The organism is Pseudomonas sp. B15(2017), from assembly GCF_002113215.1.
Taxonomy (GTDB): Bacteria; Pseudomonadota; Gammaproteobacteria; order Pseudomonadales; family Pseudomonadaceae; genus Aquipseudomonas.
In genome coordinates, this window is sequence record NZ_NEJZ01000018.1 from 147,360 (window position 1) to 159,104 (window position 11,745).

Genomic DNA, 11,745 nt, shown 5'->3' on the forward strand with positions numbered 1-11,745 from the left:
CTTTTCCGAGTATGCAACCGGTCATGAATCCGAAATACCCAGGGCTGTCGGTGCGGGTCGCCGACGAGGGTTTTGCTGAATATATCTGGGGCAGCGATTTCAGTTTCGAGGTGGCCGCCTACGGCGTGGCCGAAATCGGCAAACCCGTGGCGCAATGGGGCGTGACACCTATCGTGCCGTACCGCAAGTGCTACGGCATCGATCCGGAGGAATTCAGCAGCTTTCGCGATGCCGCCGACAGTGCAATATTCATGGCGTATCTGGAGGACGAGCCGGTCGGTCATCTGGTGATCAGTACCAACTGGAACGGTTTCGCCCATATCGATGAACTGGCGGTGCACGCGCCGGCGCGGCGCCATGGCGTGGCCAAGGCCTTGCTCGACGTGGCGCAGTTCTGGAGTCGCAAGAAAAAGCTGCCGGGGATCATGCTCGAAACCCAGAACAACAACCTTGGCGCCTGTCGCCTGTATGAGCGTTGCGGTTATGTGATTGGCGGCATCGACCACCTGCGTTATCGCGGTATCGATCCGAATACCGCCGAAGTGGCGCTGTTCTGGTATCGATTGTTCGATAACCCGCTGGAACACCCGATCAGCTCGCCAGCATCGCCTCGGCTTGTTCCGTGACGATTGCGAGCAGCGTCTGAATCGCCGCCGACGGCGTGGCGTGTTTGAAGGTCAGGGCATAGAGGCTGATCGGCACCGCCGGCGACAGAGGGCAGACATCAAGACCGCCCGCCCGCGCGCCGAGGGCGGTGAACGGGTCGACGATCGCCAGACCTTCGCCGGCCTCGACCATGCCGCGCATCATCTGGTGAGTTTGCACCCGGGTCTGGATGGTCGGCGCCGGGCGCAGGGCCTGAAGCTTGTTTTCCAGGGCCGGGCTCAGCGGGTCCTGGCCTTCGAGGCCGACCATCGCCTGGCCGGCCAGATCCTGCAGGGAAATGTACTTCTGCTTCGGTTGCAGCCAGCCGTGGGGCGCGAGCAACTGCAGCTTGCCCTGGGCCAGCGGCTGGCAATGAATATCGGGGTGCTGTGGATCGTGCAGGCTCAGGCCCAGATCGCTGTCGCGCAGCAGAAGGTGACGGACGATGTCGCGGGTCGGTTCGCTGAGCAGGGTGCAGGGCACGTCGGGCAGACGCCGACGCAGGGCAGCGAGACTTTGCGGCAGCAGTTGCTGGGCCAGCGGCGGGGTGCCGATGATCCGCAGGGGCGGGGCAAGGTATTGCTTGAGACTGCTGGCCAGCCGTTGCACCGGTTCCAGCGCTTCATAGATGTGACCGATCTCGACTTGCAGCGCCCGGGCCTCCGGGGTCGGCTGAAGTCGTCCGCGTACGCTGGCGAACAGCATGAAACCGAGCTGGCTCTCGGCTTCGCGCAAACGCTCCTCGACCTCGGGCGCCGCCAGTTGCAGCCATTCGGCGGCGGTGCCCACGTGACCGGTCTGCAAAAGCGCCTGAATCACTTCGATATGACGTAAACGCATGCGTGAAGTCCATGTCCGGCCGTTGGGGTCAGTGGCTGAATCCTACCCCAACTCGGCGCGGATGACTTCTGCTCATAACGATCGGTTATGAAGCGACCGATGGCTCGGGTTCGCGGATCAGGGTGATGCCCGACTGAACCAGCAAAAACTCGTTGTCGTCGATCTTGTTGACGCGGTCGCCAATCGCCAGTTTGTAGGTGGTAACGGGCTCCGTGCCGGTGAAACCGTCTGCCGACGGGTTGGATTCCTGGAACTCATGCACGGAATAAACGCGGCCTTCCGCATCTCTTGCATGGAACTGACCGACGAGTACTGCTGCCATCTGCTTAGAACCTCTGGAGATAAAACGCCTGATTTGCGGCTTGGTAGACCGTCATCGAGCTTGGTAAGTTTTCCTACAGGAAAAAAATATTCCAGACGCAGGAAATTACCTTCAGCGTCTGGTGGAATCGTCGCCGGATCATCTATAACTACTGGCTCCTCCCACGGACAGTCGAGAGTCCTCCAATGAGCAATGTCTATAACGTCGCAGTAGTGGTCGGCAGCCTGCGCAAAGCGTCCATCAACCGCAAGGTTGCCCTGGCGCTGGCGGAACTGGCACCGGCCAATCTCAAGCTGAACATTGTCGAAATTGGCGATCTGCCACTCTACAACGAAGACATCGACGGCGATTCACCGCCGGCAGCCTACAGCACTTTCCGGCAAAAAGTGGGTTCGTCCGACGCTCTGCTGTTTGTCACTCCGGAGTACAACCGCTCGGTGCCGGCGCCGTTGAAGAATGCGATCGACGTCGGTTCGCGGCCATATGGCAAGAGTGTCTGGAGTGGCAAACCGGGGGCGGTGATCAGCGTTTCGCCGGGCGCCATCGGCGGTTTCGGCGCCAACCAGCATCTGCGCCAGTCCTTCGTTTTCCTCAACGTGCCATGCATGCAGCAGCCGGAAGCCTATCTGGGCGGCGCGGGCACCGCGTTCGACGAGGCGGGCAAGCTGAACGAATCGGTGAAACCTTTCCTGCAAAGTTTCATCAATGCCTTTGGAGAGTGGGTGGCACAGCACAAGAAGTGATCCACCGTTTTTTCTGACAAGATATCGACCCTGTGGGAGCGAGCTTGCTCGCGATAGCGGTGTATCAGCTGACACATCAGTTGAATGACACATTGCAATCGCGAGCAAGCTCGCTCCCACAGGTTTTTTCGTGTGGTTTGATTTCCCCCAAAACTTTATTGAAGGCTGTCGCGAATGCTCGCTGCGTCACTGATTTTCCTGCTGACCATTACCCTGGTGATCTGGCAACCCAAAGGCCTCGGGGTCGGCTGGAGTGCAACGTTCGGCGCCATCGTTGCGCTGATTTTTGGTGTGGTGCACCTGGGCGACATCCCGTTGGTGTGGCAAATCATCTGGAACGCCACCGGCACGTTTGTGGCGCTGATCATCATCAGCCTGCTGCTCGACGAGGCCGGGTTCTTCGCCTGGGCCGCGTTGCACGTAGCGCGTTGGGGGCGGGGCAGTGGGCGCAGGCTGTTTGCTTTCATGGTGCTGCTCGGCGCACTGGTGTCGGCGCTGTTCGCCAATGACGGCGCGGCGCTGATCCTCACGCCGATCGTGATTTCCATGCTGCTGGCCCTGCGTTTTTCCCCGGCGGCGACCCTGGCGTTCGTCATGGGCGCTGGGTTCATTGCCGACACCGCCAGCCTGCCGCTGGTGGTGTCGAACCTGGTGAACATCGTTTCGGCCGACTTTTTCCACATCGGTTTCAACCGCTATGCAGCGGTGATGGTGCCGGTCAACTTCGTCAGCGTCGCGGCCACGCTGGGCATGTTGCTGTGGTTCTTCCGCCGAGACATTCCCAAGAGTTACGACCCGGAACAGCTTGAGCACCCGGAAACCGCCATCCACGACAAAGCCACGTTCTACGCCGGTTGGGCGGTGTTGCTGATTCTGTTGATCGGCTGCTTCGCGCTGGAGCCGCTGGGGATTCCGATCAGCGCGATCTCGGCAGTATGTGCGGCGCTGCTGCTGGCGATTGCCGCGCGCGGACACAAGATTTCCACGCGTAAAGTCATGAAAGAGGCGCCGTGGCAGATCGTGATTTTCTCGCTGGGCATGTACCTGGTGGTCTACGGCCTGCGCAACGCCGGGCTCACCGATTATCTGGCCGGCTGGCTCGATGTGTTCGCCGGCTACGGCGTATGGGGCGCGGCGATGGGCACCGGGGTGCTGACGGCGTTGTTGTCATCGATCATGAACAACCTGCCGACGGTGCTGGTCGGGTTGCTGTCGATCGATGCCAGCCAGGCCAGCGGCGTGGTGAAGGAAGCGATGATCTACGCCAACGTGATCGGCAGCGACCTGGGGCCGAAAATCACCCCGATCGGCAGTCTTGCGACCCTGCTCTGGCTGCATGTGCTGGAGCGCAAGAACATCAAGATCGGCTGGGGTTATTACTTCAAGGTCGGGATCGTGCTGACCGTGCCGGTTCTGTTGGTTACCCTGGCGGCACTCGCCGTGCGGTTATCCCTTTAGAACAGGTTGGCTTCAATCGCGAGCAAGCTCGCTCCCACGGGTGATGCGGTGAACACTGAACCTGTGGGAGCGAGCTTGCTCGCGAAGGGGCCAGATCAGGCGCCACAGAAATCAGGATTGGCCGGGCACATTCGGCCACAGATCCGACACCAGAAACAGCCGCTCGGCTTCTTCCCACTCGCCCCGGGCATTTTCGGTCAGGCGCACCATCAGTTGCGCCGGGGCCAGCGGTTCGAGTTCGTCGAGCCAGGCCTGCAAGTGGCCGTTGCTCCAGGTCTGGTCTGCCGGGTAGTGCGCCGGCGCCAGCCAGGCGTGGCGGGGCAGGGGTTGCCAGCGTCCGTCCGGGCGCTGGGTGACGAAGGCCGGCCAGTCTTTCTGATGCAGCCAGCTGCCACGCAAATGTTGCGGGTGGGCGCCGTTGGGAGGTGCGGACTGACCGGGCCACGGGTACAGCAAGTACCCGCCAAGCCACAATTGCGCACTCAAAGACCCCACATCCAGCGCCGCCAGCACTTCGCGGCTCTCCGGGCGCGCGGAGATCGGCAGCTGATGTTCGCTCAAATGCGCCAGTTTGCGGTCCAGTCGATCATGGCAACCCGGCCCCAGCCACGACGCCGGATCATGGCCGTCGCCGTTCTGCGGGCCGAGGTAGAGCTTGATCGCCAGTTCCAGGTGATGCACGCCGTCGCGGTCGCGCAGCAGCATGTCCAATTCGCCAAGGGTGTGGCCTTCGCGGCGGATCGGCAGGTTGGCGGCGATCAGCTCAATGCCCGGCGCGTGTTCCACCGCAAATTGCCACAACCGCTCGTAATACAGACCCAGGCGCCGGGTGCGAGCCTGGGACAGCCAGTGCAGCAGGCCGTAACTGTCGCGGTCGAGCTGGCGCAACCAGTGTTCCAGACGCTCGGGGTCGCTGACCCAGTCGCTGCCCGCCAGCGGATGGCGCTGCGGCCACGGGGTGGCGGCGAGCATCGGCGGGGCGAGGATCACCCACGCCAGATCACGCACCTCGGGGTGGCGCAACTGGTGGGGCAACTGCAACAAATCGGGAAATAGGATCATCTTGCGAGCATAGCCTCAAACACCGCGGCCTCCTCGGGGCTGAAAGGATTTTGTCTATCCGGCGCTTTCGCCCATAATCGTGCTTTTCGCCGTCTCAGTCCCCCGCAGGAGTCCCATGGAGCAATTTCGTAATATCGGCATCATCGGTCGCCTGGGCAGTTCCCAGGTGCTGGATACCGTCCGCCGACTGAAACGCTTCCTGCTCGATCGTCACCTGCATGTGATTCTCGAAGACACCATCGCCGAAGTCCTGCCGGGCCATGGCCTGCAAACCTCGTCGCGCAAGATGCTTGGCGAGGTCTGCGACATGGTCATCGTGGTCGGCGGTGACGGCAGCCTGCTCGGCGCGGCACGGGCACTGGCCAAGCACAATATTCCGGTGCTCGGGATCAACCGTGGCAGCCTCGGATTTCTCACCGATATCCGCCCCGACGAGCTGGAAATCAAGGTCGCCGAAGTGCTCGACGGCCACTATCTGGTGGAAAACCGCTTCCTGCTGCAAGCCGAAGTCCGTCGCCACGCCGAAGCCATCGGCCAGGGCGATGCGCTGAACGACGTGGTGCTGCACCCCGGCAAATCGACGCGGATGATCGAGTTCGAGCTGTACATCGACGGCCAGTTCGTCTGCAGCCAGAAGGCCGACGGCCTGATTGTGTCGACCCCGACCGGCTCCACCGCGTACGCACTGTCTGCCGGCGGCCCGATCATGCATCCCAAGCTTGACGCTATTGTGATTGTGCCGATGTACCCCCATACCTTGTCGGGCAGACCGATCGTGGTCGATGGCAACAGTGAGCTGAAAATCGTCGTGTCCAAAGATATGCAGATCTACCCGCAGGTCTCCTGCGACGGGCAGAACCACTTCACCTGCGCGCCGGGCGACACCATCACCGTCAGCAAGAAAGCGCAGAAGCTGCGGCTGATCCATCCGCTCGACCACAACTACTACGAAGTCTGCCGGACCAAGCTCGGCTGGGGCAGCAAGTTGGGTGGTGGAGGCGACTGATGCTCGATCCCGCGCGCAGTTATGACCTGATTGGTGACGTGCACGGATGCGCCCTGACCCTGGAACACCTGCTGGACCGTCTTGGTTACCACAAGCAGGGCGGGGTCTGGCGGCATCCATCGCGCATGGCCGTGTTTGTCGGCGACATCATCGACCGCGGCCCGCGGATTCGCGAGGCGCTGCACATCGTCCACGACATGGTCGAGGCCGGTCAGGCGTTGTGCATCATGGGCAACCACGAGTTCAATGCCTTGGGCTGGAGCACGCCGGCGCCTCCGGGCAGCGGCAAGCAGTTCGTGCGCGAGCACACGCCGCGCCATGCCCGTCTGCTGCACGAAACCCTGACCCAGTTCGAACAGCATCCCGGCGACTGGCACGATTTCCAGCAATGGTTCTATGAGCTGCCGCTGTTTGTCGACGCCGGTCGCTTCCGGGTGGTGCATGCCTGTTGGGACGCCGGCCTGATCGAGCCGTTGCGCGCATTGTTCCCTGATGGCTGCGTCGATGAACACTTCCTCCAGGCCTCGGCGGTACCGGGCAGTTTCGCCTGCACCGTGTTCGACCGCCTGCTGCGCGGCACCGACATGCGCCTGCCGGATGGCCTGACCATGACCAGCGGCGACGGCCTGGTGCGTTCATTCTTCCGCACCAAGTTCTGGGAAGACGATCCGCAGACTTACGGCGACATCGTGTTCCAGCCCGATGCACTGCCGGAACCGGTGGCGCAAAAGCCGTTGACCTCCAGCGAAAAGAATTCCCTGCTGCGCTATGGCATCGATGAGCCATTGCTGTTCGTCGGTCATTACTGGCGCAGCGGCAAACCGGCGCCCATCCGGCCGAACCTCGCCTGCCTGGATTACAGCGCGGTGCTGTACGGCAAACTGGTGGCCTATCGTCTGGATCAGGAAACCCGCCTCGATCCGCATAAATTTGTCTGGGTCGACGTCGAGCGGCCGGAGGTGCTGCGATGAGCGTGGTAGCGGTATTGCGTCTGCCACTGGCGGTGGACCTGAGCGGTTTCGTCAAACTGCTGCAACGCATGCAGGTGCCTCACCGCGTCAGCGAAGAGTCGGGCGAGCAGGTGTTGTGGGTGCCGTCGGAAATCAGCGAAGACGTACGCTCGCTGTACGAGCGTTTCCCGGCGGGCGACCCCGATCAGCAACTGGACATTCCGGTGGCGCCGACCTTCAAGCGTCCGAGCTTCGCCGAGCAACTGAAACATGCCAGGGCCACCGGCTTCATCCTGTTGCTCAGCCTGCTGGTAGCGGGGCTGACGTATCTGGGCGACAACCTCGACACGATGCGCTGGCTGACCTTCCTCGATTTTCGCGTGGTCGGCGACTACATCCACTTCACACCGTTGGCCGACAGCCTGGCGGCGGGGCAATGGTGGCGCCTGTTCACCCCCATGCTGATCCACTTCGGCATCCTGCACTTGGCAATGAACGGCATGTGGTACTGGGAGCTTGGGCGGCGCATCGAGTCGCGCCAGGGCAGCGTCAACCTGATCGGCCTGACGCTGCTGTTCAGCCTGGTGTCCAACTACGCGCAATTCGCCTGGAGCGGCCCGAGCCTGTTCGGCGGTCTGTCCGGCGTACTTTACGGGTTGCTCGGTCACTGCTGGATCTTCCAGTTGCTGGCGCCGAACCCGGCCTATCGCCTGCCGCGCGGTGTGCTGGTGATGATGCTGGTGTGGTTGCTGGTGTGCATGTCGGGGCTGATCTCGATGATCGGTTTCGGCGAAATCGCCAATGCCGCCCACGTCGGCGGGTTACTCATCGGATGCTTCACCGGTTTGTTGGGCGGTTTGTACAACCGCCGTAAACTGGCCGCCTGAATTTTTTGAATAAAGAGCACGGAGACCCTGATGTCCTCTTTTAACGATTTGATCAAGAACATCACCCCGGACATCTACCAGAGCCTGAAACTGGCCGTAGAGATCGGCAAATGGTCGGACGGTGGCAAGCTCACTGCCGAACAGCGTGAGCTGTCGCTGCAGGCGATGATCGCCTGGGAAATCCAGAACCTGCCCGAGGAAGAGCGCACCGGTTACATGGGCCCGCAGGAATGTGCGTCGAAGTCGATCGAAGTGCCGAACATCCTGTTCAAGTCGGACGCCATCCATTGATCGAGATCGGCCGCGGTGCAATCAGCAAAATGTCGGCGCGCCTGGACGGGCCGAACGTGCAGTACGCGTTTCGTCTGGATGACGTCGAGGTGCCGGTCAATCCGTTGATCGGCAGCACGGTGCGTCTGGAATACCTGGGGGCGATTCACTGCACCCATTGCGGGCGCAAGACCAAGACCAGTTTCAGTCAGGGTTATTGCTACCCGTGCATGACCAGACTGGCCCAATGCGACGTATGCATCATGAGCCCGGAGCGCTGCCACTTCGAGGCCGGCACCTGCCGGGAGCCTGAGTGGGGCGAGAAGTTCTGCATGACCGACCACATCGTCTACCTGGCCAATTCGTCGGGGATCAAGGTCGGCATCACCCGCGCCACCCAGTTGCCGACCCGCTGGCTCGATCAGGGCGCCAGTCAGGCGTTGCCGATCATGCGCGTTTCCACGCGCCAGCAATCGGGCTTCGTCGAAGACCTGTTCCGCAGTCAGGTGGCGGACAAGACCAACTGGCGCGCCTTGCTCAAGGGCGACGCGTCGGCGGTGGATCTGGCGCAGGTGCGCGATCAACTGTTCGAAAGCTGCGCCCCGGGTTTGCAAGGTTTGCAGGAGCGATTCGGTCTGCAGGCCATTCAGACCATCGCCGACGTCGAGCCGCTGGAAATCCGCTACCCGGTCGAGCAATACCCGGCCAAGATCGTCAGCTTCAACCTGGACAAGAACCCGATTGCCGAAGGCACGCTGCTGGGGATCAAGGGCCAGTACCTGATCTTCGACACCGGCGTGATCAACATTCGCAAGTACACGGCCTATCAGCTCGCCGTGCATCAATAAGGACTTCAGCATGCGCACCGAACAACCGAAGATGATTTACCTGAAGGACTATCAGGCGCCCGAGTACCTGATCGATGAAACACACCTGACCTTCGAGTTGTTCGAGGACCACAGTCTGGTCCACGCGCAACTGGTGATGCGCCGCAACCCGGCCCGTGGCCCGGGCCTGCCGCCGCTGGTGCTTGACGGCCAACAGCTGGAACTGCTGTCGGTGACCCTGGCAGACCAGGAACTGAGCGCCGCCGACTACCAGCTGACGGAAAACCACCTGACCCTGCAACCGGCCAGCGAAACATTCACGGTCGACACCAGCGTCAGGATCCACCCGGAAACCAACACCGCACTGGAAGGCCTGTACAAGTCCGGCACGATGTTCTGCACCCAATGCGAGGCCGAAGGGTTCCGCAAGATCACCTATTACCTCGACCGCCCGGACGTGATGAGCAAGTTCACCACCACTGTGGTGGCCGAGCAGCACAGCTATCCGGTGCTGCTGTCCAACGGCAACCCGATTGCCAGCGGCCCCGGCGAAGACGGCCGTCATTGGGCAACCTGGGAAGACCCGTTCATGAAGCCGGCGTACCTGTTTGCGCTGGTGGCCGGTGACCTGTGGTGCGTTGAAGACTCTTTCACCACCATGACCAACCGCAACGTGGCGCTGCGCATTTATGTCGAGCCGGAAAACATCGACAAGTGCCAGCACGCCATGAACAGCCTGAAGAAGTCGATGCGCTGGGATGAAGAGGTTTACGGTCGCGAGTACGATCTGGACATCTTCATGATCGTCGCCGTGAACGACTTCAACATGGGCGCCATGGAGAACAAGGGCCTCAACATCTTCAACTCCAGCGCCGTACTGGCCCGTGCCGAAACCGCCACAGACGCTGCGCACCAGCGGGTCGAGGCGATCGTCGCCCACGAATACTTCCACAACTGGTCGGGCAACCGCGTGACCTGCCGCGACTGGTTCCAGCTGTCGCTGAAAGAAGGCTTCACGGTATTCCGCGACGCCGGGTTCTCCTCCGACATGAACTCGGCCACGGTCAAGCGCATTCAGGACGTGGCGTACCTGCGTACCCACCAGTTCGCCGAAGATGCCGGCCCGATGGCCCACGCGGTGCGCCCGGACAGCTTCATCGAGATTTCCAACTTCTACACCCTGACCGTGTACGAAAAGGGCTCGGAAGTGGTCGGCATGATCCACACCCTGCTCGGCGCCGAAGGCTTCCGCAAGGGCAGCGACCTGTACTTTGAACGCCACGACGGCCAGGCCGTGACCTGCGATGACTTCATCAAGGCCATGGAAGATGCCAACGGCGTCGACCTGACCCAGTTCAAGCGCTGGTACAGCCAGGCCGGTACACCGCGACTGGCGGTCAGCGAGTCTTATGACGCCGCCGCGAAAACCTACAGCCTGACCTTCCGCCAGAGCTGCCCGGAAACCCCGGACAAGGTTGAAAAACTGCCGTTCGTGATCCCGGTGGAACTCGGCCTGCTCGACAGCCAAGGTAACGAAATCGCCCTGCGTCTGGCTGGCGAAAGCGCTGCTCAAGGCACCACTCGTGTGATCTCGGTGACCGAAGCCGAGCAGACCTTCACCTTCATCGACATCGCCGAACAGCCGCTGCCGTCATTGCTGCGTGGCTTCTCGGCACCGGTGAAACTGAGCTTCCCGTACAACCGCGATCAGTTGATGTTCCTGATGCAGCACGACAGCGACGGTTTCAACCGCTGGGATGCCGGCCAGCAACTGTCGGTGCAGGTGTTGCAAGAGTTGATCGGTCAGCAGCAGAAGGGCGAAAGCCTGGTGCTTGACCCGCGTCTTGTTTCCGCGCTGCGTACCGTGCTGTCGGACGAGTCGCTGGATCAGGCGATGGTCGCGGAAATGCTCTCGCTGCCAAGCGAAGCCTATTTGACCGAAATCAGCGAAATCGCCGATGTGGAGGCGATCCACACCGCCCGCGAATTCGCCCGTCAGCAACTGGCGGATAACCTGTTCGAGGCGCTGTGGCTGCGTTATCAGGCCAACCGCGACCTGTCGAAACAAACCCCGTACGTGGCCGAAGCCGAGCACTTCGCCCGTCGCGCGTTGCAGAACATCGCGCTGTCGTACCTGATGCTCAGCGGCAAGCCGGAAGTGCTGGCGGCGACGCTCGAACAGTTCGACAGCTGCGACAACATGACCGAGCGCCTGACCGCGCTGGCCGTGCTGGTCAACTCGCCGTTCGACGAACAGAAAGCCAAGGCGCTGGCCAGTTTCGCCGAGCACTTCAAGGACAACCCCCTGGTCATGGATCAGTGGTTCAGCGTGCAGGCCGGCAGCACCTTGCCGGGCGGTCTGGAACGTGTGAAGGCGCTGATGCAGCACCCGGCGTTCAACATCAAGAACCCTAACAAGGTGCGTGCGCTGGTCGGCGCCTTTGCCGGGCAGAACCTGATCAACTTCCACGCGGCGGACGGTTCGGGCTATCGCTTCCTTGCGGATCTGGTGATCGAGCTGAACGGCTTCAACCCGCAGATCGCTTCGCGTCAACTGGCGCCGCTGACTCGCTGGCGCAAGTATGACGGTGCTCGTCAGGCGCTGATGAAGGCGGAGCTGGAGCGGATTCTGGCGTCCGGTCAGCTGTCCAGTGATGTGTATGAAGTGGTCAGCAAAAGCCTGGCGTAAGCTGGGATAGCACCGCTTAAAACTGTGGGGGCGACGGTGCGACGAT

General features: G+C 61.7%; 12 protein-coding genes. 9 read left to right on the plus strand and 3 right to left on the minus strand.

Annotated features, from left to right (window positions below; translation table 11 throughout):
* Nucleotides 1-11 precede the first annotated feature (11 nt).
* A complete protein-coding gene (locus CAF73_RS23985) occupies nt 12-626 on the plus strand; it encodes a GNAT family N-acetyltransferase (protein WP_085704304.1) in 615 nt (204 codons plus the stop codon).
* Here CAF73_RS23985 and CAF73_RS23990 read toward each other — a convergent pair.
* A complete protein-coding gene (locus CAF73_RS23990; RefSeq protein WP_085704306.1) occupies nt 592-1,485 on the minus strand; it encodes a LysR family transcriptional regulator in 894 nt (297 codons plus the stop codon). The two genes, CAF73_RS23985 and CAF73_RS23990, sit on opposite strands and share 35 nt — an antisense overlap.
* Nucleotides 1,486-1,570: 85 nt before the next feature.
* Complete coding sequence (locus CAF73_RS23995) at nt 1,571-1,807, minus strand: hypothetical protein (protein ID WP_007956926.1); 237 nt, start codon at nt 1,805-1,807, stop codon at nt 1,571-1,573.
* A gap of 185 nt (nt 1,808-1,992) precedes the next feature.
* On the opposite strand from CAF73_RS23995, the gene CAF73_RS24000 reads away from it, so the two are divergent.
* Both CAF73_RS24000 and CAF73_RS24005 read left to right on the plus strand, forming a co-directional pair.
* A complete protein-coding gene (locus CAF73_RS24000) occupies nt 1,993-2,550 on the plus strand; it encodes an NADPH-dependent FMN reductase (protein WP_007956924.1) in 558 nt (185 codons plus the stop codon).
* A gap of 174 nt (nt 2,551-2,724) precedes the next feature.
* Nucleotides 2,725-4,008: an arsenic transporter gene (locus CAF73_RS24005; protein WP_085704308.1), complete on the plus strand. Its 1,284-nt coding sequence runs from the start codon at nt 2,725-2,727 to the stop codon at nt 4,006-4,008.
* A 111-nt stretch (nt 4,009-4,119) separates the two neighbouring features.
* Here the strand turns inward: CAF73_RS24005 and CAF73_RS24010 are convergent, their stop codons facing one another.
* Nucleotides 4,120-5,070, minus strand: coding sequence for a DUF1853 family protein (locus CAF73_RS24010; RefSeq protein WP_085698872.1), 951 nt, complete (start codon nt 5,068-5,070; stop codon nt 4,120-4,122).
* A gap of 115 nt (nt 5,071-5,185) precedes the next feature.
* Here CAF73_RS24010 and CAF73_RS24015 point away from each other — a divergent pair, with 115 nt between their 5' ends.
* The 6 genes from CAF73_RS24015 to pepN are packed head-to-tail and all read left to right on the plus strand — an operon-like array spanning nt 5,186 to nt 11,699.
* The gene (locus CAF73_RS24015; protein WP_007956919.1) at nt 5,186-6,076 is read left to right on the plus strand and encodes an NAD(+) kinase; all 891 of its coding nucleotides are present in this window, start codon (nt 5,186-5,188) and stop codon (nt 6,074-6,076) included.
* Nucleotides 6,073-7,047: a metallophosphoesterase gene (locus tag CAF73_RS24020; protein WP_371918983.1), complete on the plus strand. Its 975-nt coding sequence runs from the start codon at nt 6,073-6,075 to the stop codon at nt 7,045-7,047. The genes CAF73_RS24015 and CAF73_RS24020 overlap by 4 nt, the downstream gene beginning before the upstream one ends.
* Nucleotides 7,044-7,913, plus strand: a complete 870-nt coding sequence (locus CAF73_RS24025; protein WP_085704312.1) for a rhomboid family intramembrane serine protease — start codon at nt 7,044-7,046, stop codon at nt 7,911-7,913. The genes CAF73_RS24020 and CAF73_RS24025 overlap by 4 nt, the downstream gene beginning before the upstream one ends.
* Nucleotides 7,914-7,943: 30 nt before the next feature.
* On the plus strand, nt 7,944-8,204 hold the full coding sequence (locus CAF73_RS24030; RefSeq protein ID WP_085698878.1) for a YeaC family protein: 261 nt from the start codon (nt 7,944-7,946) through the stop codon (nt 8,202-8,204).
* Nucleotides 8,201-9,031: a DUF2797 domain-containing protein gene (locus tag CAF73_RS24035; RefSeq protein ID WP_085704314.1), complete on the plus strand. Its 831-nt coding sequence runs from the start codon at nt 8,201-8,203 to the stop codon at nt 9,029-9,031. The genes CAF73_RS24030 and CAF73_RS24035 overlap by 4 nt, the downstream gene beginning before the upstream one ends.
* Nucleotides 9,032-9,041: 10 nt before the next feature.
* On the plus strand, nt 9,042-11,699 hold the full coding sequence (pepN, locus tag CAF73_RS24040; RefSeq protein WP_085704316.1) for an aminopeptidase N: 2,658 nt from the start codon (nt 9,042-9,044) through the stop codon (nt 11,697-11,699).
* Nucleotides 11,700-11,745 lie beyond the last annotated feature (46 nt).

Excerpts from the sequence above, each read along its gene's own strand:
- CAF73_RS23985 (WP_085704304.1), top strand. The coding sequence starts at position 12 with ATGCAACCGGTCATGAATCCGAAATACCCAGGGCTGTCGGTGCGGGTC.
- CAF73_RS23990 (WP_085704306.1), bottom strand. The coding sequence starts at position 1,485 with ATGCGTTTACGTCATATCGAAGTGATTCAGGCGCTTTTGCAGACCGGT.
- CAF73_RS23995 (WP_007956926.1), bottom strand. The coding sequence starts at position 1,807 with ATGGCAGCAGTACTCGTCGGTCAGTTCCATGCAAGAGATGCGGAAGGC.
- CAF73_RS24000 (WP_007956924.1), top strand. The coding sequence starts at position 1,993 with ATGAGCAATGTCTATAACGTCGCAGTAGTGGTCGGCAGCCTGCGCAAA.
- CAF73_RS24005 (WP_085704308.1), top strand. The coding sequence starts at position 2,725 with ATGCTCGCTGCGTCACTGATTTTCCTGCTGACCATTACCCTGGTGATC.
- CAF73_RS24010 (WP_085698872.1), bottom strand. The coding sequence starts at position 5,070 with ATGATCCTATTTCCCGATTTGTTGCAGTTGCCCCACCAGTTGCGCCAC.
- CAF73_RS24015 (WP_007956919.1), top strand. The coding sequence starts at position 5,186 with ATGGAGCAATTTCGTAATATCGGCATCATCGGTCGCCTGGGCAGTTCC.
- CAF73_RS24025 (WP_085704312.1), top strand. The coding sequence starts at position 7,044 with ATGAGCGTGGTAGCGGTATTGCGTCTGCCACTGGCGGTGGACCTGAGC.
- CAF73_RS24030 (WP_085698878.1), top strand. The coding sequence starts at position 7,944 with ATGTCCTCTTTTAACGATTTGATCAAGAACATCACCCCGGACATCTAC.
- pepN (WP_085704316.1), top strand. The coding sequence starts at position 9,042 with ATGCGCACCGAACAACCGAAGATGATTTACCTGAAGGACTATCAGGCG.